This is a genomic window from Natronorubrum aibiense (assembly GCF_009392895.1).
Classification (GTDB): domain Archaea; phylum Halobacteriota; class Halobacteria; order Halobacteriales; family Natrialbaceae; genus Natronorubrum; species Natronorubrum aibiense.
Window position 1 is genome coordinate 1,915,106 of the sequence record NZ_CP045488.1, and the last position, 22,927, is coordinate 1,938,032.

Here is a 22,927-nt window from a genome sequence, read left to right on the forward strand (position 1 = left end):
CCGATCAGTTCGGTACGAAAGTAACGAATGTCTAGTCAGAGCGCGAAAACCTTTTGGACAGTTTGTCTACAGGGCGTACTATTGTCGTTTGTGCAGTACACGAGTGGACCGTCGCGCTCGTTGCGCTGCTCGACGAGGTGGTCGTCTCCGCGGTCCAATCCGCTGGCGCGCTATAGTAACAACTGAAACGATGTACACACGCATCGCACAGCGAACGGGTCACGTCGTTCTCCGCTCGCCAGTTCGCGGTTCTCGCTCCGACGGTCGCATCGAACCGCGCTCCCGTCGTGCGATGCGGTGTGCATTGACTTTCAGTGGCTACTATAGCTCACGTCGCCCGACGTCGAGTGATGTCGGTCCTTCTCGAACACGACGTACTGCGGCGAGAACAGTTAGCACGAGAGCTCGCCGAGGACGACGACGTTCCGAAGACTAATACGGAACGCATCGACGTCGAACTTCATCACTACCACCTCCCGAAACTCGATGCCGAACAGTTCGTCGACTACGACTGCCGTAACGGAGACGTCGTCCTGTGGAAGATTTCGACACCGTAGCCGAACTGATCGACCCGAAGTGAGATGGTCTCCACTGTCCTGAACCGGTACCGATGCGATCTCGTCGGCTACTCGTCGGCTACCGCGTCGGCTACCGCATTTTCGACCGCTTCGAGTACCGTCGCCGGCTCTTGGGTCGCATCGATGCGGACGAATCGGTCGGGGTCGCGCTCGAGCAGTCGTTCGTAGTTCTCGGCGACCGACTCGAGGTAGTCGGCGCGCTCGAACTTGTTCGTCGCGCCGGCCCGCGTTGCGGCCGTCTCGGGGTCGACGTCGAGATAGAGCGTCAGGTCCGGTTCGATCGAGAACGGCTCGTGGATATCGACAACGTACTCGAGTGGGTCGTCGACATCGAGTCGCGACGAGTTCTCGAGGGTCGCCCCCTGATAGGCAAAGCGCGAGTCGGCGTAGCGATCCGAGATCACGAGGTCACCGCGCTCGAGTGCAGGCTCGATCACTCGTGAGAGGTGGGCAGCGTGATCTGCGGTGTAGAGAAACAGCTCGGCCAGCGAGTCGGCGTCGTCGTCCTCGATCGAGCGGTAGACGGCCTTGCCGTACCACGAGTCGTGTGTCGGTTCGCGCGTAAACGTGGCGTCGGGATAGGCGTCCTGAAGCCCCTCTCGGACCGTCGTCTTGCCGCTGCCGTCGAGTCCCTCGAGCGTGACCAGCATGCTCACACCTGCGGACGAGAGCTATTACAATCTGTCGAGACCCGTCGTGGTCCAACCCACGAAGGCGATCAGGTATTTATCGCTGTAGCGGCATATTGTACGTATGAAGGTTCTCGTTGCCGGCGGTACCGGGTTCATCGGTACAGCGCTCTGTACGGAACTGCACGACCGTGGTCACGAGGTGACGGCCCTCTCGCGAGACCCACGAGGCACCGACCTCCCCGCGGGCGTCGAGCGGGCACGGGGTGACGTCAGCGCCTACGACTCGATCGCCGAGACTGTCGCCGGCCACGACGCCGTCGTCAATCTCGTCTCGCTCTCGCCGCTGTACCAGCCACGCGGCGGTGCCGACCACGAAACCGTCCACCTCGGCGGTACGGCGAACCTCGTTCGGGCCGCCGAAGACGGCGACGTCGAGCGGTTCATCCAGTTGAGCGCCCTCGGTGCCGATCCCGATGGCGACACCGACTACATCCGCGCGAAGGGTAACGCCGAAGCCGTCGTCAGAGATTCACATCTCGAGTGGACGATCTTTCGGCCCTCCGTGGTCTTCGGCGACGGCGGCGAGTTCCTCGAGTTCACCAAACAGTTGACGACGCCGTACGTGACGGGGCTGCCGGGCGGTGGCAAAACCCGATTCCAACCAATCTGGGTCGGCGATCTGGTCCCGATGATCGCGGATGCACTCGAGGACCCAACGCACGTCGGCGAGATCTACGAGATCGCTGGGCCCCAGATCGTCACGCTCGCGGACGCGACGGAACTCGCCTACGAGGCCGAGGGGAAATCCGTCAGCATCGTCTCGATTCCGATGCCGCTTGCGAAACTCGGGCTAACGGCGGCGGACTCGGTCCCGTTCGTTCCCTTCGGCTCGGATCAGGCCCGATCACTCGAACTGAACAACACCGTCGTCACCAACGACGTGACCGCGTTCGGCCGTTCGGAAGACGACCTGCTCACTCTCGGTTCGTATCTCGGCGTCGACGCCGACAGCAAACTCGAGGCACGCCGGCAGTCCGCCTGAGTCACCAGTCTCGTTACCCCGTTCGATTCACGTCGCTTTCCACTTCTTTCATTTCTTCCCAGAGAATCAACAAAACCGGTGTTTTCCAGCCAGTCGAACCACATAAAGCACGGTTTCGCTGCGGGCAACAGTCCCGCGAATGGCCGAGTCAAGTCACGGTATCTCGGTCCCTGCTGTCAGTCCGATAAACACAACATGAGCGGTGACATTCACGGCAACAAAAGACTTATGTCCTTGATAACACTGGTTTCAATCCAACGGAGCCCCCTAACAAACAATGAAGCTGGCGATGATCGGATTCGGACAGGCTGGTGGGAAAATCGTCGATCGCTTTCTCGATTACGACGATCGAACGAACAGCGGAATCGTCCGTGCGGCGATCGCTGTTAACTCCGCGAAAGCGGATCTCATGGGTCTCGAGAACATTCCACAGGAGAACCGCGTACTCATCGGCCAGGCCCGCGTAAAGGGCCACGGCGTGGGTGCAGACAACGAACTCGGCGCGGAAGTCGCCGAGGAAGACATCGACGAGGTACAGAACGCGATCGACGCGATTCCGACCCACGAAGTCGACGCATTTCTGGTCGTCGCCGGCATGGGCGGTGGGACCGGTTCGGGCGGTGCGCCCGTCCTCGCGAAGCACTTGAAACGGATCTACACCATCCCCGTCTACGGACTCGGCGTGCTGCCGGGAACCGACGAGGGTGGCATCTACACGCTCAACGCGGCACGCTCGTTCCAGACGTTCGTCCGTGAAGTCGACAACCTGCTCGTCTTCGACAACGACTCGTGGCGACAGACCGGCGAGTCCGTCGAGGGCGGCTACGAACAGATCAACGAAGAGATCGTCCGCCGATTCGGCATTCTCTTCGGTGCCGGCGAGGTCGGCGACGGACAGGAAGTCGCCGAAAGCGTCGTCGACTCCTCCGAGATCATCAACACGCTCTCGGGCGGCGGCGTCTCGACGGTCGGCTTTGCGAGCGAAGAAGTCGACCTGAACACGGGCGGTGGCCTGCTCTCGCGGTTTACCGGCGGCGACGGCGGCGCTGACGACAATCTCGACGCCGCGAATACGACCAACCGCATCACGAGTCTCGTCCGCAAGGCCGCACTCGGCCGGCTGACACTGCCGTGTGAGATCGAAGGCACCGAGCGTGCTCTGCTCGTGCTGTCGGGTCCCTCGGAATATCTGAACCGAAAAGGCATCGAACGCGGCCGCAAGTGGCTCGAGGAGGAAACCGGGAGCATGGAAGTCCGTGGTGGGGACTTCCCCCGGCAGGAGCCGGAAGTCGCCGCGGCGATCTTGCTGTCGGGTGTGACGAACGTCCCGCGGATCAAGCGCCTGCAGCAGGTCGCCATCGAGGCCCAGGACAACATCGAAGACATCCAACAGGAAAGCGAAGAGAACTTAGAGAGCCTCGTCGAAGACGACGAGGACGAACTCGAGCCACTGTTCTAGGCTCGAGGGTCAGTCTCGATCGACGGCGCCAGCGATCGCGTTCGGTTGGGGGCACGACGGTGGCGCTGACGCCGCGTTCGGGTCCGACGTGTTTTTGACCGTACTCGGGCTACGTTCTGGCGATGCACGTCGTCGTCCCGTTTGCTGCGACCGACCCGAAGACGCGGCTCGCGTCAGTCCTGACGTCGGCGGAGCGATCGACGCTCGCGCGAGCCATGCTCGCGGACGTCCTCACCGCAACTGTGGAGGTAGGGACGGAGCCGACGGTGGTGTCGACGGCCCCGCTCGACCTCGATACACTGTCACTCGAGGCTACCATCCGAGACGCCGTCTCGGTGACAGTCGACGACCGACCGCTGACCGAAGCCGTCAACGCACGACTGCCGCCCAATCACGATGATGCGCCCACCGCCGTTATCATGGCCGATCTCGCGCTCGCGACGCCCGACGCACTCGTGACCCTCTTTTCGCGTGACGCCGACGTCGCCATCGCACCGGGACGAAGCGGTGGGACGAACGCGCTCGTCGTCTCTCATCCCGATTTTCGGGTGGACTACCACGGGGCGTCGTATCTGGATCACTGCGAAATCGCTCGCGAAGTCGGGGCGGGCCTCGAGACAGTCGACTCCTTTCGGTTAAGTACCGACATCGACGAACCCGACGACCTCGCTGAGATTCTCATCCACGATACTGAAACCGACCGCGCGCCCGCCTGTCTTCGGGAGTTGGGATTCGCACTCGAGACGCGGGACGGTCGCGTCGGCGTCGCCCGATTCGAGGAGACGACACGAGAGTAAGACAGCCCCAACCGAAGTGAAGCGCTTATCTGCTATGCGGTACCAATCCGACGTAATGATTGCCGGGGCGAGCGAGTACGGTGTCGACGTTTCGATCGACGACGCAGCGGTCGCTGACCTGCTTTCGGTCACGCCCGACGATGTCGACGCGCCCGAGGCGTTGACGTTCGCCCGAAACGTCTTCGTCCCGCTGACGACGGCGTGTCGCTACACCTGTACCTACTGCACCTACTTCGACGCGCCCGGACAGGCCTCGCTGCTCAGCCTCGAGGAGGTCCGCGACATCTGCAAACGGGGAGCCGACGCGGGCTGTACGGAAGCCCTGTTTACGTTCGGTGACGACCCCGACGACCGCTACACCGAGATCCACGACCAGCTCGCCGAGTGGGGCTACGACTCGATTCACACCTACCTGCGCGACGCCTGTGAGGTCGCCCTCGAAGAGGGCCTGCTCCCCCACGCCAATCCGGGCGACCAGACCCGCGAACAGCTGGCCGCCGTCGCCGACGTCAACGCCAGCATGGGCGTGATGCTCGAGACGACCGCCGAGGTCGACGCACACGCCGGTCCCCGGAAGAAGGAACCGGGACAGCGCTTACGAACCATCAAAAACGCGGGCGAACTCGACGTCGCCTTTACGACGGGGATCCTCGTCGGCATCGGCGAGTCCTGGCGCGACCGCGCGGAGAGTCTGCTCGCGATCCGCGAACTCCACGAGCGATACGACCACATTCAGGAGGTGATCGTACAGCCGGTCGTGAACAACGAGCGCTGGGACGATGGCTCGCCCGCCCTCGAGACGATGCGCCGGGTGACGGCGATGGCCCGTGTGGCGCTGCCCGAAGAGGTGTCGGTGCAGGTGCCGCCGAATCTCGCGCCCGCCCGCGACCTGATCGACTGTGGCGTCGACGATCTGGGCGGTGTCTCGCCGGTCACGGACGACCACATCAACCCCGATTATAAGTGGCCCGCGCTGCGCGAACTCGAGGAGATCGCCGATTCCGCGGAGCTACCACTCGGGGAACGGCTGCCGGTCTACGAACGGTTTCTGCCCGCTGACCTACGACCCGACGGGTTCGACGGCGTGGCGGCCGACGGCACGGCTGGCGCGAGTGGCAGTCGTGATCCGAACGCGGATCGCGAGTGGATTTCGCCGACGATTCGGGACGAGATCGCGGCCGACGATGTTGCCGGCGAGCGGTACCAAACGGTGCTGCGTGGCGAGTAGGCATTAAAAATAGTCTTCGTGAACCGCGAGTCCCTCCTCCTCGAGCACTGGCCCCTCGACGGTCGTCGTCGCGTCGGATCGCTCGACCACTTCCTCGCAGGCGATCTCTATCACCGAGTCGTCGCGAATCCCTGATAGCGAGTCGACGGAGACACTGTAGACGACCCGGCCCAGTCCCGCGTAGGCGATCGCGCTCGCACACATCGGACACGGCTCCGTGCTGGTATACATCGTATACGACGCGCGTTCGTCGGCCTCGAGTTCGCGGGCGGCCCACCGCGCCAGTTTGAACTCCGGATGGGCGGCGATATCGTCGTCCGTGAGCGTCGTGTTCTCGGCCGTCCGAACGACGTCGTCGCCGACGACGAGCAGCGAGCCGAAGGGGGTGTTGCCGTTGTCGACTGCGGTCCGTGCGAGGTCGATCGCCCGCCGAATGTGGGAGTTGTCCGTAGACATGCTCGACCTATTCGTTGCTATCGCTGAAACGCTTCCCCTCACGTACGCTGTGGTCTCGATGTCCGTCTCAACCTTCCAGTGAAAGATAATAAAAGAGAGATCAGGCACCGCACTGAGGTGATTACGACTCGTAAAGCAAGTCGAGGAAGAGCGCGACCGCCGCTACGCCTGCGATATACGGGAGCACCCCGAAGAAGTGTGTAGTCGTTCGAGACGGGTCTATCCAAGCGTTGACAGTGAAGTACAGGAAGCCGACCAGCATGACGACGAACAGCGCTGCCAAGGAAAACTGGAGGAGAAGTACCACATCCGTCACCCGATCCTCAAATCGACCGGCATCGAATCGGAGCACTATATCTTATTTGTCGGCAGACATATCTGTTCAAACAAATGAACAATACTTCAATATATCGTCAGCGGCGGCTATCGACGTTCACAACACATCACAGCGTTATCATGCTCTGCAGTCGAAAACGTCGTATGCACGTCGATCTGACCCACTCCGTCGAGAACGGGATGCAAACTTACCCCGATGACCCACCCGTCGTTATCAGGTCACACGCGACTCACGAAGAACACGGGGCCCGTGTCTCCGCCCTCGAGTGCGGCAGTCACACCGGAACGCATGTCGACGCCCCGGCCCACATCGACTCCGATGGGAACACGCTCGAGGCCTACCCGCTCGAGCGGTTCGTCTTCGACGCCGTTCGGGTCGACTGTCGCGACCTCGGCGCTCGCGAGCCGATTCCGGCGAGTCGGATTCCTGACGTCGATGCCGATCTCGTGGCGTGCTGGACGGGGTGGGACGTCCACTGGGGCACCGAGCGGTATCTCGAGCATCCGTATCTCTCGCCGACTGCGGCTGAAGCGTGTGTCGAGCGCAGACTCGACGTCGCCGTGGATACGCTCAATCCCGATCCGACGCCGACGGTCACCGCGGGTGCGGACGAACCCGACGGGTTCGTCGCACACCACACGCTGCTGGGCAACGGACAGTTGATCCTCGAAAACATAACGAACCTCGAGGCGGTCGGTGATCGGTTCGAACTTCGGGCGTACCCGCTCGCGCTCGACAGCGACGGCGCACCGGTGCGGGCCGTTGGCGTCACGTACATGGAATAGTTATGCCACCCTCAGTCGCGCCGGCCGAACAGAGTCCGTCCGGCTACGATTCGACGATCCGGAACTGATCCGGCGCGGCTTCCTCGAGCGTGGCATCCTCACGGAGTTTCACGATCTTGCCCGTCGGCTGGGGCTCGACCTCGGCGGGGGCGTCGACCGACTCGAGGGTGCCGAGCAACTGTGCTTTCGGCGGTTTCTGGGCGGCGCCACAGTCATAGATCGTGAGCAGGCCGCGATCGCTGTCCTCGCGTTCGTAGACGACCACGTGGGCGTGATTGGGCAGTCGCCAGCTGGCGTCGTCGGTCTGAAAGAGGTGGTTCATGTCGGTGGCAATGGGTGGCAGTCACAAAAAGTGCTCCCACCGCTGTCGGAATCGAGAGACGCCAGCGGCGATCAGTCGTCGGCCGGCGGCGCTCTCTCCTCGGGCGTCAGGATCGGCGTCCCGTCGGCCTTGGGTCCCAGTTGTGGACCGAACGGCGGGTCGTCGGGGTCGATAACACGGCGTGTTTCGTAGTCCGTCGAGCGCTCGACCGGAATTCGGCCGATCGAACTGATGAGGTCGACGTAGTCTTCGAACGAGCGGAACTCGCCGTAGCCACCGCCGGCGCGCTTGGTGATCTCCTCGGAGAGGATCGTTCCCATGAAGTCGTCGGCCCCACACGAGAGCATCTTCAGCCCCTGCTCGTCGCCGTATTTGACCCACGAGGACTGGATGTGCTCGATGTTGTCGAGAAAGAGCCTCGAGACGGCGATCATGAGTTCGTCCTCGTCGGTGCTCGCGCCGCCGGAGACGACGTCGTGTTCGAAAAGCGGCGTGTTCTGGTGGATAAATGAGAGGGGAACGAACTCGGTAATCGTTCCGGTTCGGTCCTGCAGTTCGCGGATGCGTTGGAGGTGTAGCGCGCGGTGGGCCTCGTTCTCGACATGGCCGTACATGATCGTCGCCGTCATATCGAGGCCGACGGTTGCGGCGGCTTCCATCGCCTCGAGCCACCCTTCTGTACTGATCTTGCCGGGACAGATAACCTCGCGGACCTCCTCAACGAGGATCTCGGCGGCCGTGCCGGGCACCGTATCGAGGCCGGCCTCTTTGAGTCGGCCGTAGACGTCCTCGTAAGACCAGTCGGTGCCACGCCGGGCATGATAGGCCTCCTCAGGCGTCATCGAGTGGACGTGGACCCCGTCGACGCTCATCGCCGCCATCTGCTCGGCGTAGGTTCCGGGGTCGGTTTCGTAGGCTTCGGGGGGCTTGTAGTTGACCGCCTTCGGGTCGGGGTGGGCCTCGAGAATCTCGCGGTGTTCCGCGTCCAGCGCGAACGCGGGGTGGAGTCCGGAAACCGAGGTTACCTCGTAAATGCCGCGTTCGGCGGCGTCAGCGACGATTTCGCGGGACTCGTCGGGCGTTTTCGTGAATCCAGCGCTCTCCATCTCGGTGCCGCGTTCGAAGGTGTGAGCGGCGTCTTTGAAGTTACAGAACAGACAGCCCACGTTACAGGCCGTCGTGACGTTGTTGTTCAGATTGGCGATGAAGGTGACCTCCTCACCGACGACGTCAGCGCGTCGGCGATCGGCAGCCTCGAGCACCTGCTCTTTGCGCGTCTGGTCGATACCGTCGACATCCGTTCCGGTCGTGAGTAACTCGATCGCGTCGTCGACCGTGAGTCGGTCGCCAGCACGAGCCTTCGTGAGTGCGTTCTCGAACGACTGGTCGGTCACGGGAACGTGGTCGAACGTAAGGTCTGCCTCGGTCACCGATCGCTCCATCGACGTATCAATACCAGTACAGCGAGAAAAACGTGATGGATCGCCAGATCGGACCGCCACTCCGGTGGTCGGCACGCGAACCAATACTGAAACCTTCTTAGGGTCCGGCCACGGCAACTCGGGTATGAACTGCGGCGGCGGCGACAGCCGAAGGTGTCCCGTATGACGAGTGTCAAAGAGTTCCGCATCGACGAGGCAGCAACTGACGACGAACTCGGTCGCGGCTCGTTCGTCTTCACCGACGCCTACTCGGTGTTCGACTGGGGGCAGATGCCCGACAAGATCCCGGAAAAAGGCGCGAGCCTCTGTACGATGGGCGCGTTCAACTTCGAACTTCTCGAGTCCGAAGGCGTCCCGACGCACTACCGCGGTGTCGTCGAGGACGGTGACGTCGTCTCCCTTGAGGACGCCTCGAGTCCGCCCTGGGAGATGGCAATCGACCTCACGCAGGTTCCCGACCTCCCCCACGAGGGTCGCGAGTACGATTATGACCACTACCACGAAGCGGCCGGCGAGAACTACCTGATCCCCCTCGAGGTCGTCTTCCGCAATCGCGTCCCCGTCGGCTCGAGTCTGCGCCGACGAACCGACCCCGAAGATCACGGCCTCGAGTTCGACAGTTGGCCCGAGGAAGCCGTCGATCTCGAGGAACCGATCGTCGAGTTCTCGACGAAATACGAGGAAGGCGACCGCTATCTCGACCGCGCGGAGGCCGACGCAATCGCCGGAATCGCATCGATCCACGACCTCGAGTCGGTCGCACTCGAGGTCAACCGAATCGTCACCGAGCAGGCCGACTCCGCCGGGCTGGTCCACGAGGACGGCAAGATCGAGTGTCTGTACTATCAGGGAGAGATCCGCGTCGCGGACGTCGTCGGCACGTTCGACGAGAATCGCTTCAGCTACGAGGGCACGCAGCTCTCGAAAGAGGTGCTCCGACAGTACCACAAGCGCACCCAGCCCGACTGGGTGCAGGCCGTCGAAGCGGCGAAAGCCGAAGCCAAGCAGGAAGACATCGCCGACTGGAAATCCCTCTGTGACGTCCAGCCCGAGCCGCTCGAGGAGAGCGTCATCGAGACCGCTCGCGACCTCTACTGTGCGGGTGCCAACGCCTACATGGACATGGAACTGTTCGACGCGCCGCCGCTCTCGAGTGCGATCGGTGCCGTCCAGCGGCTCTGACGATCGGATTCCGTTCCGGTGCACCCGCGACTGTCCTGTGGCGGCACCGAGACTGGCGTACAGTCGTTCGTATCACACCCAGCCGTCGGGCAACCGCTCTCGATTGCTATCTAACAGCTCGAGCAGCGGCTCGACCTCCTCGAACTTCGACCCTCGTTTTACGCGGTTGCGTTCCGGATTCCAGTCGATAACGTCGTGATCCGCTAACTTCGGCAGATGGGCGTGTTTCACCTCCGCGAGCAGGAGCTTCGTTTCTCCCTCGCTCATATTCAGCTCGCTCGTGTGGATTGCGGGCGTCTCCAGTAGCTCGAGGAGCAGCCGCCGGCGTTGAATATGACCGATCGCCCAGAGGTATCGGTCGAACTTGGTCATCGTCCAGTGTACGTATGCCAAGGGAAACCAAGTGGCTGCGCCGCGCAGTGGCAGGCGCGAATCCGGTGATCGGTAGACGTCGTCCGCGAGTCCGGGAGTTCGCCTCGCGTTTCGTGGCGACGATATTTGGTCGCTCGAGTCCAACATCGGCTATGGACGTCACAGTGTACGGGCCGCTCCGAAGTGCGACCGGCGAAAAAACGGTGGGCCTCGAGTTCACGGGGGCGACCGTTTCGGATGCGCTGGCCGAGTTCACCGCCGCCTACCCGCGGGCAACACCGTACCTCTACGACGGCGACGAGGTACGAGCGAGCGTGCGAGTGTCGGTCAACGGCGAACGGGCGCCGCTCGAGGCCCCGGTGTCGAACGACGCCGAACTGACGCTGATGCCGGCCGTCCAGGGCGGCTCGACCGACGGGTGAGCCGGCTCAGAGGTCGTACTGCTCGCGAACCAGATGATCGATCCCGCGCTCTTCGAGGACGGCCATCGGCGCGAGCAGATCGAGTTGGACGACGCCGGGGAGGCGACCGATCTGGACGCCGCCGGTGAACGTACACCGAGAACGGACCTCGCCTTCGCTCATGTCGAGCAGTTTCGTCGCCCGATCGAAGGCGTTCTGGGTCGCGTCGTTGACCGTCGCGCCCGACCCGATCACTTGAATCGGACCCATATCGTCCTCGAGGTCGACGCCGTGCTGGTCGGCGAGATCGTGGCCCGCCTCGCGTTCCGCGTCGCTGTAGGGTTTGCTGATGAAGGGGAGATCCTCCTCGGGCGGCAGCAGGACCGGACCGTCGAGCTCGAGGCCGTCGATGACCTCGACGTCCATGCGGACGGTGCCGCTGACGTCGGTCGTGTGCAAGGAGAGTTCGCCGTCGCCCTGGTTGGCGTGGAGGTCGCCGACGTAGATGCCGGCCCCGTCGACTTTGACCGGACAGATGAGTGTCGCGCCGGCCCGAACCTGCGGGATGTCCATGTGGCCGTCGGTTCGATCCTCGAGGTCGGCTTCGCTCTCGATCCCGTAGTCGTGGTCGGCCCCGATGAGGAACTGGCCGAAGTCGCCGGCGTTGTGCGAGTCGGGCATCGTGACCGGCGGCGTCGTCCCGACGTTGCCGATGAACGGCCGCAAGCGCCCGAGCGTACCGGGCATCTCGCCGGGTTCGTACAACAGAATGGGATGCTGGCGCGAGTTTTCGGGGATGTCCATCACCTCGTCGGCGTTCTCGGCGAGGTCGTGGGCCGCGTCCTCATCGAGCGTGATGCCGACGGTGCCGTCGTCGTCGAAGGCGACGGTGTAGCCGTACTCGAAGCCAAAGGAGGAAGCATTCGCGCCACACTCGGCGCACTTGATCGACTCCTCACCCGTGCCCTCGACGATCGTCTCGGGCCACTTCGTTCCACACTCCGGACAGCGGTGGTCGACGAACGGGTCGTCGCCGAATGCGTCCTCGCGTTCGGCCATCGAGCCCGTGCTCGTCGCCATGCTCGTGACCTCGACGTCGTGGATGTGAAGCGCCACGGCGTCGCCGACGCTCGCTCCCTCGACACGGATCGGTCGCGTGACCTCGTGGCCGCCACGGAATTCCGGCGTGATCATCGGCCCCCAACAGCCCGGCGGCGTGTACGTCTCGATCGTCCCGCCGTCCGCGACGGTTCCCGCCCACTCCTGATCGGGACCGACGAGGCCGAGCGTGTACTGATCGACGAATAGCTCCTCTTCGATTTCTCGTTGTGCCATACCGTACCAAAGTATGTGGTCGCCGTCGATAAGCCTACTGTCACCGGAACAGTACACGTCACTCGTACGTCTGCACGTTGGGTGCCAAAAATCGAGGATCGTCGAATCCGTTACTGATCGTTGGCGACGACGCTGCCGATCCCGTCGACCGGTCGATCCGGCGTGAACTCGTCGATCTCGTCGGGCAGTCCGAGCTGGTAGTTCGTCCCGTTCTCCCGAACCGACGTCCGACCGCGGTGGACCGAGACGTCGCCGTTTAAATGGAGTTTGACGGCCTCGAGCAGCGCGTCGGCCTCGAGTGGCTGACCGCGGCGTTTCATCTCCTCGAGGTCGGCGTCGTCGGGGACGTCGAAGGCTCGCTGGGTGATGATCGGCCCCTGATCGAGGTCGGTCGTCACGTAGTGGGCGGTCACGCCGGCCACGCGGACGCCTTCTTCGACGGCCTGTCGGTACGCCTCCGCGCCGGGGAAGGCGGGCAGCAGGCTCGGGTGGACGTTGATGATGCGGTCTTCGTAGCGAAAGACGACGTTCGGGCTGAGAATGCGCATGTATCGGGCCAGCACGATCAGGTCGACGTCGTACTCGCCGAGGAGGTCGAGCAGCGCGTCTTCGTTCTGCTGGCCGCCTTCGTCGCCGATGTCGTGAAACGGCACGTCGTAGTGTTCGGCAAGCGGCTGGAGGTCGTCGTGGTTGCCGATGACGACGCCGATATCTGCGCCGAGGTCGTCGTTCGCCCACGCCTCGAACAGCGCCTCGAGGCAGTGGCTCTCTTTCGTGACGAGGACGGCGATCTGTTGAGTTTCGCGGTCGGCGGGGAACCGAACCTGCACGTCGAGGCCGAGTTCGTCGCCGAGCTCGTGGAGGTCCTCGCGCAGCGTGGCCTCGGTACAGACCATCTCGGAGGTGTCGACGGCGAGATACATCCGGAAGACGCCGTCGCGAACGGCTTGGTCGAGGTCTTCGATATTGATCCCGCGCTCGAACAGGAGGCTGGTCACCCCGGCAACCAGCCCGGTATCGTCGTCTCCGATAACGGTAATCTCTGTTACGTTCGTCGTCATCGCAACCACCTCCGCTCGAGCGAAATCTGGTCCATCAGTACGAGTTTCAATCTACGTGTGGTCAAAAGTCCTGCTTTCTGTGGATGGTTTTGCGAACCGAATCGTCAACGAATCCAATACGAAATCGTGTCCGTTCGAACGCGACCGCAGGCCGCAGTCAGGCCAGTTCGCTTGCCTGTCGGCGCAACAGGGGCTCGAGCGTCGATTCGTCGGCGAGTGTCTCGAGTTCGGCGCTCGCGTGACAGGTGGCGAGGCCCTCGAGTGCGCGTCGACGGTACTCGGCGCGGAGCCCGTCCAACTGGGCGATAACCGAGAGATTCTTTCGCTCGTCATCATCGATCATTCGGTCGATGGCGTCGTGACGGCGGGTGTGGTGGACGGTCGATCTGACGGCGGTTTGAAACGGTGATGTCATACTGTGTGGTGGGAAACTATCGGCTGGTCGTGAGACGGTGCGTCTGTGCGTCGCTCGTGGCGGATCAACGCATTTCCTCTCGAGAGACGAACGCCGAGCCGGTCGCGCTGATCCACGTCTCCGCTATGGAGCCGGCGGTTACCGCCGAGTAGATCGTACAGACGTCCGGACGGTGGTCGTTGCGCTCGAGATACGCCTGATAACACGGCGAGACGTCGCCGGGTGAGGAGCCATCGGCGGCCGTTAACTCGTCGATATTCGCTCGGCGTTCGACGTCGCTGTGTCGGTCGGTCATCGTCGGTCGTGGTCAGTCTGCAATGCCGAGTTCCTCCGTCTGCTCTTGCTGGTCGTCGGCCGCGTCCTCGGCCTCGGGCTCCGGCGGTTCGAACGTCGGGAACCGATCTGCGAACGCCGACCAGTCGGCCTCGAGTTCGCCGTCGGTCAGCAGACAGTCAGCGAGGTCGCCCCGCAGCGACTCGTGGTCCATCTCGGTGCCGATCACGACGAGCCGAACGTTGCGGTCGCCCCATCGGTCGTGCCACAACTCCTCGAGTTGGGGGTTTGCCTCAAGGTGGTCGCGTCGCTCGTTGGCCGGCAGCGTGTCGATCCACTGGCCACCGGGGCCGACGCGAACCGATTGGCCGGCGACGTTGAACGTCAGCGCCTCGTCTTCGCGGGTTGCGAGCCAGAAGTGGCCTTTCGCACGAACGACCGCGTCGGGGAACGCATCGAGCAGGTCGGCAAAGCGCTCGGGGTGGAACGGTCGGCGCGCCTCGAAAACGAACGAGGTGACGCCGTGTTCGTCTTCGGCCGACTCGTGGGGCTCTTGGAGTTCCTTGATCCAGCCCGCAGACTGGCTCGCGTCCTCGAAGTCGAACCGTCCAGTTTCGATGATGTCGTTGGGATCGATTCGGCCGTGTTCGGTGCGGACGATCTCGGCACGAGGCTGGAGCACCTCGAGCGTGGATTCGATCTTCTCGAGGATGGCCTCGTCGACCAGATCACACTTGTTTAGCACTAAGACGTCGCAGAACTCGACCTGCTCGACGAGCAGGTCGCCGAGGTGTTTCTTCGTCCCGTCGTCGTCGAGGATCTCGTCGGACTCCATCGCGGTGTGGAACTGGTGGGCGTCGACGACCGTGACGGTTGTATCCAGATGGCAGCCCTCGAGTGGCTCGATGCCGGTCTCCTCGTAGAACTCGGTGGGATCGAGATCCGATTGGTCGAAGCCGAGCGTCAGGGTCTGAGCGACGGGCAGTGGTTCGGCAACGCCGGTCGATTCGACGATGATGCCGTCGAACGCGCGGCGCTGGGTGAGTTCACCGATGGCATCGAGCAGGTCGCCGCGAAGCTCACAGCAGATACAGCCGTTCGAGAGTTCGACCAACTCTTCGTCTTCGTCGGCGATATCCGAGGACTCGGCGACGAGGTCGGCGTCAACGTTGACCTCGCCCATGTCGTTGACGAGTACGGCGAGGTCGCGGTCGTCGCTCTCGTGGAGCACGTGGTTGAGAACGGTCGTCTTGCCGGCACCGAGGATACCGGACAGTACCGTGACGGGAATCGAGTTGTCGGACATTCGATTAACAATACTGTCCTTGGGGTAATAGTAGTTATTATCTAAACCAGTATAGTTATTAACACTGCGACCGAACATCCGGCTGATGTTCGAGTGCGTTATCGTCGGCGGCGGCATTCACGGCACCTACGTCTGTCAGCGACTGCTCGAGGACACCACCCTCGAGCGCGAAGACTTGCTGATAGTTGACCCACATGGGCGCCTGCTCGAGTCGTTTCGCCGGAAAGCTGACGCCTGCGAGATGGACGAACTGCGTTCGACGTTCGTCCACCACATCGGTACGGAGCCGTTCGGCCTCGAGAGCTTCGCCGAAAGCCGGTGCCGGACGGACGAACTCCTGCCGACGCCGGGCTATCCACAGCGGCCGACGCTGTCGCTGTTTCTCGATTACGCCGACTACGTGATCGAGGGCACCGGCCTCGAGCGACTCCACCGTCAGGCGAGCGTCGACGCGATCCGTCGGACCGAGCGTGGCGATGGGCTCGTTCTCGAGACGACAGCAGCCGACGGCGCTGGCTCGAGCGAGGCGATCCGAACCCGAAACTGCGTGCTGGCGATCGGCCACGGCGACCGCTACCGACAGCCGGCGTGGGCCGACGGCGTCGATCCGATCATCCACGTCTGGGACGGGTTCGATCCCGAGACGCCCGCTGAGGAGACGATCATCGTCGGCGGTGGGATCACGGCCGCCCAGCTTGCGACCTGTCTCGCCGAACGCGAGCGCGAAGCGGTGACGCTCTGTTCGCACCACGAACTCGAAACGGCGACCAGCGAGGCGGACCCGCGCTGGATCAACTGGAACCACATCGAAAGCCAGCTTCACCGCCACCCACCGGGGTCAAAGGCCCGTTCCGACATCGTCCGCGAGGCGCGCAACGACGCCACCGTTCCGCAGACGTTGCTCGAGCGCCTCGAGTCGGCAGCCGACGATGGACCCCTGTCGGTTCGCTATGGGGACGTCCGCTCCGCCCGCGAAGTGGACGGTCAGGTGCGGCTATTGCTCGAGAACGGAGGCTGTCTCTCGGCCGACCGCGTCGTGCTGGCGACGGGCTTTGCGCCCGTCGCCGACCATCCGTTCGTCGACCGCCTCGCCAGCGAACTCGGCCTCGAGCGCGGCTATCGCGGGATGCCCGTGCTCGACGACGAGACGTTAGCGTGGTCGCGAGCCGACGGCGGCGAGTCGTCGGTGTTCGTCACGGGCGCACTGGCGGCCGGCACCGTCGGCCCCTTTGCGGGAAACATCGCCGGCGCGCGGCGTGCAGCCGACCGGCTGACGGGTGCGATCACAACTACGGACAGGCTTCTGCTGGCTGCCGACTGAACGCCGTCCGAGGGTCGTTTCCCTCGAGTCGCCGACAGCGACCCGCCGGTCGCCACGCCGCATCCGTGCCGTTTTGTACGTGTGTGTAGTATTGTGTCTCATGAGCAAGATCAGGCCGCCCGAACTCGAGGAGCGACTGGAAAACGGTGAGTCACTCTACGTTCTCGATATCCGCCCGCGCAAGACCCACCAGCGCGACCGCATCGACGGCAGCCAGAACATCCCGGTGTACGACGACCTCCGACGTGGCGACGAGACTGAGTTTCGACAGTCGCTGTCGAAGGTTCCGACGGGAAAGACGGTCGTCACGGTCTGTAAGGCTGGTGTCGTCGCGAAGAAGGCGACGTCGATACTCGAGGAAGAAGGCTACGACGCCGTGACGCTTGCTGGCGGGATGCGCGGCTGGAACGGCTACCAGAACGGCTCGATCGGCTATCGGCTCTCGTCGCTGCTCAGGGGGCTGCTCCCGTAACGACCGTTATGCCACCCGGAGTCGAATCGTGATGCCGTCGGGGTCCGTCAGTTCGATTCCCGCTGCAGCGTCGTCGACCGCCACGGTCGTATCTGCGAGCTCCTCTCGAACCGTCGTGAGCGTCGATTCGTCCGGGACGATGAACTCGAACCAGGCCAGTCCACGACCGCCTGCCGGCTGTGACCGACCGTTCCACGTGTTCACGCCGAGATGATGGTGGTACGTCCCGGCCGCGAGAAACACCGCTGACCGTGCTTCCGTCTGGACGGTGAGTCCCAACGTGTCGACGTAAAACTCCCGTGCCGCCTCGAGCGACGACGTTTCTAGGTGGATGTGGCCGACCGTCGTCCCGGGAGGGGCGTCTGTGCTTCCGTCCGATTGTGCAGCAACGTCGGCGAGATCGAGGCCCACGGTCCCGATCTGGACCGTGCCGTCGTCTGCACGTGGCCACTCCTCCGCTGGTCGGTCCGTGTAAATCTCGATGCCGTTATCTTCGGGGTCGGTGAGATACAGCGCTTCGCTCACGTAGTGGTCGGACGCGCCGTCTAACTGCCAGTGGGTCCTGATTCGCTCGAGTGCACCACCCAACGCAGCGCGCGAGGGGACCTTGAATGCGTTGTGAAAGAGCCCTGCCTGCTCTCGACGACGAGGTGGTGCGTCCTCGTCCTGTTCCAAGACGAGCAACGCCGTCTCGCCAGCACCGAGTATTGCCGTCGTTTCCTGTCGTGTCTGCACCGCGAGGCCGACGACGTCTCGGTAGAATTCGATCATCGCCTCGAGATCAGTGACAACCAGCGCGGTGCGCCCGATCCGTGCCGTATTGGGAATAAGCGGGGACGTAGTCATTGACAGATACGATGTTGGCGCGTGGCCCATATGGGCCTTTGCGGACAGTGCGTTTACCAGCTAACAGCCATGTTATCAGCTCGAGGGCTCGACGCACCGTCCGACTGCTCGACGCGGAGAGCACGAGCACTGGGATCGACTCGCGTGGGTATCCACGAACGTGCATGACAGACGCAAGGCGAAAGCGTTTTTGAGCACGGTTACGGGGTATCTGGTAATGACTGGCTACACCGCAACGGTGACCGTCCGACTCAAACACGGCGTGTTAGATCCCGAAGCCGAGACCACACAGCAAGCCTTAGAGCGGCTGGGCTTCGAACTCGAGGATCTACGCGCTGCGGACCGTTTCGAGGTCGACCTCGAGGCCGAGTCGGTCGACGCCGCGAGCGAGCGCGCAAGCGAGATGGCCGAACGACTGCTCGCGAACCCGACCATCCACGACTACGACGTGGAGGTCGACGAGCGGTAGATGACGGTTTCGATCATCCGCTTTGGCGGCTCGAACTGCGATCGGGACGCCGAACGCGCCCTCGAGCACCTCGACATCGACGCCGAGATCGTCTGGCACGAGGACGGCCTCCCTGAGAACCCCTCGGGGATCATGCTGCCCGGCGGGTTCTCCTACGGTGACTACCTGCGCGCGGGAGCGATGGCTGCACGTTCGCCGATTATGGAGGAGGTCCGCGAGGCCGCCGCCGACGGCGTCCCCGTGCTCGGCGTCTGCAACGGGGCCCAGATCGGCTGTGAGTCCGGTCTCACCGAGGGTGCGTTTACGACCAACGAAAGCGCGCGCTTCCAGTGTGAGCACGTCTACCTGCGCGTCGAACGCGACGACACCCCGTGGACGGCCGCCTACGAGGAAGGCGACGTTATCGAGATCCCGATCGCCCACGGCGAAGGGCGCTACGAGATTGACGACGACCGATTGGCCGAACTCGAGGACGAGGACCGCGTCATCTTCCGCTACTGCGACGAGAACGGCGAGACGGGACCCGATGTGAACCCGAACGGCTCGAAACACAACGTGGCCGGCGTGCTCGGCGACCGCGAGACCGTCGCGGTGTTGATGCCCCACCCCGAGCGCGTGACGCTGCCCGACGTTGGGCCGACCGACGGACAGGGCGTCCTGCAGGGCTTCGAGTCGGCGTAGAACACTCTCATCGACGGCGGACGGTTTTTTGTCACTGATCGCTCGAGCGACAGCGGTCGCGTCTCGAGTCGAGGACACACTCGAGAGACGACTCCGAGCAGCAACGGGGAGAAAGATGGGATCGGCTCGACGGCTCGAGCGCCCTACCGCGTCAGCGGCTGGTTGAAGCTCCGTTCGCGTTCCAGCACGACCTCCCATGTCCCCTCACACTCACAGGAGACCTGTTCGAAGACGGTGGGGTCCTGTCGGAGGTCGAAGTCCTTGATCGCCTTCTGGACGCGGTCGTCACACTCCGTGCAGTTGTGTGGGCCGCGGTCGGAGCCGTGGCCGACGGGGTCCGAGACGACGATGGCGTCGACGTCGGCCGTCTGCTCTAAGACGTGGGCGACCGACCACAGCCACGGCGGCCGGTAGCCGTCGCGGAAGTAGAGTTCGTCGACCATCGTGTAGCGCTGGACGTTACACGGGTTCATCGAGACGGTGTGACAGCCGTCGACGTCGGCACAGCGCTCGATCGAGCTGATCATGTCTTCGACGGCCTCGGATTCGGTAAGGAACGGCGGCTTCATCAGGAGGTAGGCTTTGATTCCCGCGTCGGCGTCGTCGCCCGCCTCCGCGTCGGCCTCGGCGGCTTCCGCGCAAGCATCTTCGAAGTCCGCGAAGTCGAAGTACTTGTTCACGCAGTCGTGGCGCACGCGATCGGTCGCCGTCTCGAGGCCGATCGCGATGTCCGTATCGATGCCGTGGCGGGTGAAGTCAGCGATCTTCTCGCGGTCGACGAAGTCGGGCAGCGACTCGAGGACGATGCGCTCGCGGTCGGCGAACGTTTCGCCGATGGCGCGGCGGGTTTCGGCACCGACTTCGCGCTCATCGAGGAACGAGCCGGAGGTGTAGATCTTGATGAGTTCGGCCGGCTCGTCTGCGTTGTCGGCCTCGTGCTCGAGACAGACGTCGATCTGGTTCATCAGGGCCTCGTGGGAGACGGAGCCGCCGTCGACGCTTTCGGCGACGTAGCCACACATCGTACAGCCGCCGGCGCGAGCCCAGCGACAGCCGCCGGTGTTGAGGATGATCGTCAGGCTGCGTTTGACGCCGCCGGGGGTGTTGTCCTCGTCGAGCCAGACGCGGGTCGGCTCGTGGGGATCGTAGCTTGCCTCCTTGCGAGAGCGGATCTCCCGCATGACCTTGTTGTGGGCGTCCATGCCCTTGCCCTGCTCGTAGACGTCGGGCGTGGGTTTACTCATTGTGGGGAGAAAGCGGTCCAGCGCCTAAAGCGCCTTCGTCTAGGGCCGACAGCGGTCGTTTCGGTCGGAGCCTGCTCCGACTGGTTCTCGTCGAGGCGCGATCGGTTTCGGGTGTCCTCCACACGCCCGTCGCTCGTCAGCCGGTTCGTGGACGACCCAATCTCGAGTGAGTGTGGCTAGAGGCGCATCTCGCGCGTTTCGACGGCGTCGCAGGTCGGACACATGAACTGGTACTTGACGCGGCTGCCCGTGGTGCTGACACGCCAACTCCCGTCGGCATCGATGTAGCCACACGCCGAACATTCGAGGTCTGTTTCGTTGAATCGGTCTCGGAGTTGCTCGAACGGTGATCGCGCCTTAGACATATGTCACCATATAGCACGAACTGTCATAATTGTTCTGGTCACATAACCGATCAGTCACGGTGCTGATCGATCCCCGTGGTTCTTAGGATGGTGCCGCTCGAAAGACAGGGCATGGAACACGCCGATGCGGAGTATGGGGGCGGTGGCGGTCACGCGACGGCTGCGGCCAGTGCACTCGAGGCGGTCGTCGACCCCGTCGTCGCCGTCGCTGATGGGACGGTCACGTACGCGAACGCGGCTGCGCGGGATGCGTTCGAACTGCCGACCGACGAGCGGACGGGCGAGTGGGACCCGACGGCTGTTCTCGAGTCGTGGCCACAGCTCGAACCCGAAGTCGACGAGACGACGGTCGGCACAGTTCGAACGGTTTCGCTCGAGGACGAGCGTTACGACGCGCGTATCCACCGCTCCGTCGACGGGGCGACGATCACGTTCGAGCACAGCGAGCCCGAGGCTGGCGAGCCGAATCGTGCGACGGACGAGTTCACACCCGTCGGTGAGAGCGACCGCGCGGTCAAAGATCGCGCGATCAACGAGGCCCCCGTCGGGATCACGATTTCCGATCCGGATCTCGAGGACAACCCGCTGGTCTACGTCAACGACGCCTATCAGGAAATGACTGGTTACAGCTTCGACGAGGTCGTCGGCCGGAACTGCCGATTCCTGCAGGGCGACGACTCGAGCGAGACGGCGATCGCCGAGATGGCAGCCGCAATCGACGAGGAGCGTCCGGTCACCGTCGAACTCGAGAACTACCGTAAAGACGGCACCTCGTTTTGGAACGAGGTGACGATCGCGCCCGTCCGTGACGAGGACGGAACAGTGACACACTACGTCGGCTTCCAGAACGACGTGACGGCTCGCAAACGCGCCGAGTTCGAACTCGAGCGACGGACCGCGGAACTCGAGTACATCTTAGATCGCGTCGAGGGCCTGATTCAGGACGTCACCGACGTCGTCGCGGGCTCGACCACCCGATCCGAACTCGAGGCCGAAGTCTGCGATCGGATCGCAGCGGAGCCGGCCTACGACGGCGCGTGGATCGGCGAACGCAACCCCGCGACGGGGACCATCGACGTTCGCTCGAGTGCGGGCGGCTGTCCCGAAACGGGTGTGTCGGTCGACGCCGACCATCCAGCCGCGGCCACGCTCGCCGAGGGCGACGCCACGACCGAGACGCTCGAGGGCACGTCGTACGCGTCGTTTCCGCTGACGTATAACGATATCGAGTACGGCGTCCTCTCGGTCTGTACCGGCGACGACCGAGAGATCGACGACCGCGAAACGGTCATCCTCTCCGCGCTCGCCCGCGCAGTCGCAAGCGGCGTCAACGCCCGCGAAACCAGTCGCGTGCTCGAGACGGACGCCGTCGTCGCCGTCGAACTCACCCTGACTGATTCGTCCGTCGCGTCGGCGGCCCTCTCGGCCGCGGCAGACTGTCGACTCGAGTACCGTCGCTCGGTCCATCGAACCGACGACGAGACGGCGTCGCTGTTTACCGTCACCGGCCCCGAGGCCACTGCTTCCGAGCTCACCGCGGCCGTCGCCGACATTCCCGACCTCGACTGTCGCGTCATCGTCGAACGCGACGAGGAGTGTCTGATCGAACTCTCCGGCGGCGACGACCTCGTCGGCTGGCTCTCCGAGCGCGGCGTTCGCACGCAGTCGATCGAAAGCGAGGACGGCCGCACCGATCTCACCCTCGAGATCCCCCGCTCGGCGAACGTGCGCTCGGTTGTCGAAGCCGTCGAAGACCGGTACCCCGGCACCGACGTCGTTTCGTTCCAGCAGCGCGACCGCGACCACGAGACCCGCCAGGAGTTCGCCGCTCGTCTCGAGAGCGATCTCACCGAGCGCCAGTTCGCCGCGTTACAGCGGGCGTACTTGAGCGGCTACTTCGAGTGGCCCCGCCCGACGACGGGCGAGGAACTCGCCCAGTCGATGGACGTCTCGCGGCCAACGTTCCACGAACACCTGCGAACGGCCGAAGCGAAGCTGTGTCAGGCCTTTTTCAACGATACTCAACCTTCGGGCTGACACTGCAGGCTGAATGCCCGTCTTAACCCGCTGTAGTGCGAAATTATGGCGCTGGACGGTCGCTGGCGT

General features: G+C 63.6%; 27 protein-coding genes. 13 read left to right on the forward strand and 14 right to left on the reverse strand.

Going from position 1 to position 22,927, the window contains the following annotated elements; genetic code table 11:
• The first annotated feature begins 350 nt into the window (after positions 1-350).
• Positions 351-557, forward strand: coding sequence for a DUF7344 domain-containing protein (locus tag GCU68_RS09350; RefSeq protein ID WP_152940993.1), 207 nt, complete (start codon positions 351-353; stop codon positions 555-557).
• Between the two features lie 68 nt (positions 558-625).
• Here the strand turns inward: GCU68_RS09350 and tmk are convergent, their stop codons facing one another.
• Positions 626-1,228, reverse strand: coding sequence for a dTMP kinase (gene tmk / locus GCU68_RS09355; protein WP_152940995.1), 603 nt, complete (start codon positions 1,226-1,228; stop codon positions 626-628).
• A 103-nt stretch (positions 1,229-1,331) separates the two neighbouring features.
• Here tmk and GCU68_RS09360 point away from each other — a divergent pair, with 103 nt between their 5' ends.
• From GCU68_RS09360 to cofG, 4 genes are all read left to right on the forward strand, one after another.
• Positions 1,332-2,252, forward strand: coding sequence for a complex I NDUFA9 subunit family protein (locus GCU68_RS09360; protein ID WP_152940996.1), 921 nt, complete (start codon positions 1,332-1,334; stop codon positions 2,250-2,252).
• Between the two features lie 277 nt (positions 2,253-2,529).
• The gene (locus GCU68_RS09365) at positions 2,530-3,711 is read left to right on the forward strand and encodes a tubulin/FtsZ family protein (RefSeq protein ID WP_152940998.1); all 1,182 of its coding nucleotides are present in this window, start codon (positions 2,530-2,532) and stop codon (positions 3,709-3,711) included.
• A gap of 122 nt (positions 3,712-3,833) precedes the next feature.
• A complete protein-coding gene (cofC, locus tag GCU68_RS09370) occupies positions 3,834-4,508 on the forward strand; it encodes a 2-phospho-L-lactate guanylyltransferase (protein ID WP_152941000.1) in 675 nt (224 codons plus the stop codon).
• Positions 4,509-4,563: 55 nt separating this feature from the next.
• Entirely contained in the window at positions 4,564-5,736 is a 1,173-nt protein-coding gene (gene cofG, locus GCU68_RS09375) for a 7,8-didemethyl-8-hydroxy-5-deazariboflavin synthase subunit CofG (RefSeq protein ID WP_152941002.1), read from the forward strand.
• A 3-nt stretch (positions 5,737-5,739) separates the two neighbouring features.
• Here the strand turns inward: cofG and GCU68_RS09380 are convergent, their stop codons facing one another.
• Together GCU68_RS09380 and GCU68_RS09385 are read right to left on the reverse strand one after the other, a co-directional pair.
• Positions 5,740-6,192 (reverse strand): nucleoside deaminase, encoded by a 453-nt coding sequence (locus tag GCU68_RS09380; protein WP_152941004.1) that lies wholly within the window; start codon positions 6,190-6,192, stop codon positions 5,740-5,742.
• A gap of 121 nt (positions 6,193-6,313) precedes the next feature.
• Entirely contained in the window at positions 6,314-6,499 is a 186-nt protein-coding gene (locus tag GCU68_RS09385; RefSeq protein ID WP_152941006.1) for a hypothetical protein, read from the reverse strand.
• A gap of 173 nt (positions 6,500-6,672) precedes the next feature.
• Here GCU68_RS09385 and GCU68_RS09390 point away from each other — a divergent pair, with 173 nt between their 5' ends.
• Positions 6,673-7,314 carry a cyclase family protein gene (locus GCU68_RS09390; protein ID WP_152941008.1) on the forward strand — a complete coding sequence of 214 codons (642 nt, stop codon included), beginning with the start codon at positions 6,673-6,675 and terminating at the stop codon, positions 7,312-7,314.
• A 43-nt stretch (positions 7,315-7,357) separates the two neighbouring features.
• On the opposite strand, the gene GCU68_RS09395 is transcribed toward GCU68_RS09390, so the two are convergent.
• Entirely contained in the window at positions 7,358-7,636 is a 279-nt protein-coding gene (locus tag GCU68_RS09395; protein WP_152941010.1) for a hypothetical protein, read from the reverse strand.
• Between the two features lie 71 nt (positions 7,637-7,707).
• Complete coding sequence (gene cofH, locus GCU68_RS09400) at positions 7,708-9,078, reverse strand: 7,8-didemethyl-8-hydroxy-5-deazariboflavin synthase subunit CofH (protein WP_152941012.1); 1,371 nt, start codon at positions 9,076-9,078, stop codon at positions 7,708-7,710.
• Positions 9,079-9,240: 162 nt separating this feature from the next.
• Between cofH and GCU68_RS09405 the strand changes: the two genes are divergently transcribed.
• Entirely contained in the window at positions 9,241-10,260 is a 1,020-nt protein-coding gene (locus tag GCU68_RS09405; protein ID WP_152941014.1) for a phosphoribosylaminoimidazolesuccinocarboxamide synthase, read from the forward strand.
• 72 nt (positions 10,261-10,332) lie between these two features.
• On the opposite strand, the gene GCU68_RS09410 is transcribed toward GCU68_RS09405, so the two are convergent.
• Positions 10,333-10,632, reverse strand: a complete 300-nt coding sequence (locus tag GCU68_RS09410) for a transcriptional regulator (RefSeq protein ID WP_227014812.1) — start codon at positions 10,630-10,632, stop codon at positions 10,333-10,335.
• Between the two features lie 152 nt (positions 10,633-10,784).
• Here GCU68_RS09410 and GCU68_RS09415 point away from each other — a divergent pair, with 152 nt between their 5' ends.
• Entirely contained in the window at positions 10,785-11,054 is a 270-nt protein-coding gene (locus GCU68_RS09415; RefSeq protein ID WP_152941016.1) for a MoaD/ThiS family protein, read from the forward strand.
• A 6-nt stretch (positions 11,055-11,060) separates the two neighbouring features.
• Here the strand turns inward: GCU68_RS09415 and GCU68_RS09420 are convergent, their stop codons facing one another.
• From GCU68_RS09420 to GCU68_RS09440, 5 genes are all read right to left on the reverse strand, one after another.
• Positions 11,061-12,368, reverse strand: a complete 1,308-nt coding sequence (locus GCU68_RS09420) for an acetamidase/formamidase family protein (RefSeq protein WP_152941018.1) — start codon at positions 12,366-12,368, stop codon at positions 11,061-11,063.
• A 110-nt stretch (positions 12,369-12,478) separates the two neighbouring features.
• Entirely contained in the window at positions 12,479-13,429 is a 951-nt protein-coding gene (locus tag GCU68_RS09425; protein WP_152941019.1) for a formyltetrahydrofolate deformylase, read from the reverse strand.
• Between the two features lie 157 nt (positions 13,430-13,586).
• Positions 13,587-13,844 (reverse strand): hypothetical protein, encoded by a 258-nt coding sequence (locus GCU68_RS09430; protein WP_152941021.1) that lies wholly within the window; start codon positions 13,842-13,844, stop codon positions 13,587-13,589.
• A 64-nt stretch (positions 13,845-13,908) separates the two neighbouring features.
• The gene (locus GCU68_RS09435) at positions 13,909-14,139 is read right to left on the reverse strand and encodes a DUF7511 domain-containing protein (protein WP_152941023.1); all 231 of its coding nucleotides are present in this window, start codon (positions 14,137-14,139) and stop codon (positions 13,909-13,911) included.
• 12 nt (positions 14,140-14,151) lie between these two features.
• Positions 14,152-15,423, reverse strand: a complete 1,272-nt coding sequence (locus GCU68_RS09440) for a GTP-binding protein (protein ID WP_152941025.1) — start codon at positions 15,421-15,423, stop codon at positions 14,152-14,154.
• 85 nt (positions 15,424-15,508) lie between these two features.
• On the opposite strand from GCU68_RS09440, the gene GCU68_RS09445 reads away from it, so the two are divergent.
• Both GCU68_RS09445 and GCU68_RS09450 read left to right on the forward strand, forming a co-directional pair.
• Positions 15,509-16,744 (forward strand): FAD/NAD(P)-binding protein, encoded by a 1,236-nt coding sequence (locus GCU68_RS09445; RefSeq protein ID WP_152941027.1) that lies wholly within the window; start codon positions 15,509-15,511, stop codon positions 16,742-16,744.
• Between the two features lie 100 nt (positions 16,745-16,844).
• Positions 16,845-17,216: a rhodanese-like domain-containing protein gene (locus tag GCU68_RS09450; RefSeq protein WP_152941029.1), complete on the forward strand. Its 372-nt coding sequence runs from the start codon at positions 16,845-16,847 to the stop codon at positions 17,214-17,216.
• Positions 17,217-17,222: 6 nt separating this feature from the next.
• Here GCU68_RS09450 and GCU68_RS09455 read toward each other — a convergent pair whose 3' ends face one another.
• Complete coding sequence (locus tag GCU68_RS09455; protein ID WP_152941031.1) at positions 17,223-18,062, reverse strand: VOC family protein; 840 nt, start codon at positions 18,060-18,062, stop codon at positions 17,223-17,225.
• 217 nt (positions 18,063-18,279) lie between these two features.
• Between GCU68_RS09455 and purS the strand changes: the two genes are divergently transcribed.
• Positions 18,280-18,531, forward strand: coding sequence for a phosphoribosylformylglycinamidine synthase subunit PurS (purS, locus tag GCU68_RS09460; RefSeq protein WP_152941033.1), 252 nt, complete (start codon positions 18,280-18,282; stop codon positions 18,529-18,531).
• Complete coding sequence (gene purQ, locus GCU68_RS09465; protein WP_152941034.1) at positions 18,532-19,212, forward strand: phosphoribosylformylglycinamidine synthase I; 681 nt, start codon at positions 18,532-18,534, stop codon at positions 19,210-19,212.
• A gap of 143 nt (positions 19,213-19,355) precedes the next feature.
• On the opposite strand, the gene GCU68_RS09470 is transcribed toward purQ, so the two are convergent.
• Together GCU68_RS09470 and GCU68_RS09475 are read right to left on the reverse strand one after the other, a co-directional pair.
• The gene (locus GCU68_RS09470; RefSeq protein ID WP_152941036.1) at positions 19,356-20,456 is read right to left on the reverse strand and encodes an archaeosine biosynthesis radical SAM protein RaSEA; all 1,101 of its coding nucleotides are present in this window, start codon (positions 20,454-20,456) and stop codon (positions 19,356-19,358) included.
• A gap of 176 nt (positions 20,457-20,632) precedes the next feature.
• Positions 20,633-20,821 (reverse strand): HVO_0649 family zinc finger protein, encoded by a 189-nt coding sequence (locus GCU68_RS09475; RefSeq protein ID WP_152941038.1) that lies wholly within the window; start codon positions 20,819-20,821, stop codon positions 20,633-20,635.
• A 111-nt stretch (positions 20,822-20,932) separates the two neighbouring features.
• Here GCU68_RS09475 and GCU68_RS09480 point away from each other — a divergent pair, with 111 nt between their 5' ends.
• Complete coding sequence (locus GCU68_RS09480) at positions 20,933-22,858, forward strand: bacterio-opsin activator domain-containing protein (RefSeq protein ID WP_152943684.1); 1,926 nt, start codon at positions 20,933-20,935, stop codon at positions 22,856-22,858.
• The last annotated feature ends 69 nt before the right edge of the window (positions 22,859-22,927 follow it).

What these genes read in the sequence shown, in the direction of transcription:
- GCU68_RS09350 (WP_152940993.1), top strand. Translation starts at nt 351, where the DNA reads ATGTCGGTCCTTCTCGAACACGACGTACTGCGGCGAGAACAGTTAGCA.
- tmk (WP_152940995.1), bottom strand. Translation starts at nt 1,228, where the DNA reads ATGCTGGTCACGCTCGAGGGACTCGACGGCAGCGGCAAGACGACGGTC.
- GCU68_RS09360 (WP_152940996.1), top strand. Translation starts at nt 1,332, where the DNA reads ATGAAGGTTCTCGTTGCCGGCGGTACCGGGTTCATCGGTACAGCGCTC.
- GCU68_RS09365 (WP_152940998.1), top strand. Translation starts at nt 2,530, where the DNA reads ATGAAGCTGGCGATGATCGGATTCGGACAGGCTGGTGGGAAAATCGTC.
- cofC (WP_152941000.1), top strand. Translation starts at nt 3,834, where the DNA reads ATGCACGTCGTCGTCCCGTTTGCTGCGACCGACCCGAAGACGCGGCTC.
- cofG (WP_152941002.1), top strand. Translation starts at nt 4,564, where the DNA reads ATGATTGCCGGGGCGAGCGAGTACGGTGTCGACGTTTCGATCGACGAC.
- GCU68_RS09380 (WP_152941004.1), bottom strand. Translation starts at nt 6,192, where the DNA reads ATGTCTACGGACAACTCCCACATTCGGCGGGCGATCGACCTCGCACGG.
- GCU68_RS09390 (WP_152941008.1), top strand. Translation starts at nt 6,673, where the DNA reads ATGCACGTCGATCTGACCCACTCCGTCGAGAACGGGATGCAAACTTAC.
- GCU68_RS09395 (WP_152941010.1), bottom strand. Translation starts at nt 7,636, where the DNA reads ATGAACCACCTCTTTCAGACCGACGACGCCAGCTGGCGACTGCCCAAT.
- cofH (WP_152941012.1), bottom strand. Translation starts at nt 9,078, where the DNA reads ATGGAGCGATCGGTGACCGAGGCAGACCTTACGTTCGACCACGTTCCC.
- GCU68_RS09405 (WP_152941014.1), top strand. Translation starts at nt 9,241, where the DNA reads ATGACGAGTGTCAAAGAGTTCCGCATCGACGAGGCAGCAACTGACGAC.
- GCU68_RS09410 (WP_227014812.1), bottom strand. Translation starts at nt 10,632, where the DNA reads ATGACCAAGTTCGACCGATACCTCTGGGCGATCGGTCATATTCAACGC.
- GCU68_RS09415 (WP_152941016.1), top strand. Translation starts at nt 10,785, where the DNA reads ATGGACGTCACAGTGTACGGGCCGCTCCGAAGTGCGACCGGCGAAAAA.
- GCU68_RS09420 (WP_152941018.1), bottom strand. Translation starts at nt 12,368, where the DNA reads ATGGCACAACGAGAAATCGAAGAGGAGCTATTCGTCGATCAGTACACG.
- GCU68_RS09425 (WP_152941019.1), bottom strand. Translation starts at nt 13,429, where the DNA reads ATGACGACGAACGTAACAGAGATTACCGTTATCGGAGACGACGATACC.
- GCU68_RS09430 (WP_152941021.1), bottom strand. Translation starts at nt 13,844, where the DNA reads ATGACATCACCGTTTCAAACCGCCGTCAGATCGACCGTCCACCACACC.
- GCU68_RS09435 (WP_152941023.1), bottom strand. Translation starts at nt 14,139, where the DNA reads ATGACCGACCGACACAGCGACGTCGAACGCCGAGCGAATATCGACGAG.
- GCU68_RS09440 (WP_152941025.1), bottom strand. Translation starts at nt 15,423, where the DNA reads ATGTCCGACAACTCGATTCCCGTCACGGTACTGTCCGGTATCCTCGGT.
- GCU68_RS09445 (WP_152941027.1), top strand. Translation starts at nt 15,509, where the DNA reads ATGTTCGAGTGCGTTATCGTCGGCGGCGGCATTCACGGCACCTACGTC.
- GCU68_RS09450 (WP_152941029.1), top strand. Translation starts at nt 16,845, where the DNA reads ATGAGCAAGATCAGGCCGCCCGAACTCGAGGAGCGACTGGAAAACGGT.
- GCU68_RS09455 (WP_152941031.1), bottom strand. Translation starts at nt 18,062, where the DNA reads ATGACTACGTCCCCGCTTATTCCCAATACGGCACGGATCGGGCGCACC.
- purS (WP_152941033.1), top strand. Translation starts at nt 18,280, where the DNA reads ATGACTGGCTACACCGCAACGGTGACCGTCCGACTCAAACACGGCGTG.
- purQ (WP_152941034.1), top strand. Translation starts at nt 18,532, where the DNA reads ATGACGGTTTCGATCATCCGCTTTGGCGGCTCGAACTGCGATCGGGAC.
- GCU68_RS09470 (WP_152941036.1), bottom strand. Translation starts at nt 20,456, where the DNA reads ATGAGTAAACCCACGCCCGACGTCTACGAGCAGGGCAAGGGCATGGAC.
- GCU68_RS09475 (WP_152941038.1), bottom strand. Translation starts at nt 20,821, where the DNA reads ATGTCTAAGGCGCGATCACCGTTCGAGCAACTCCGAGACCGATTCAAC.
- GCU68_RS09480 (WP_152943684.1), top strand. Translation starts at nt 20,933, where the DNA reads ATGGAACACGCCGATGCGGAGTATGGGGGCGGTGGCGGTCACGCGACG.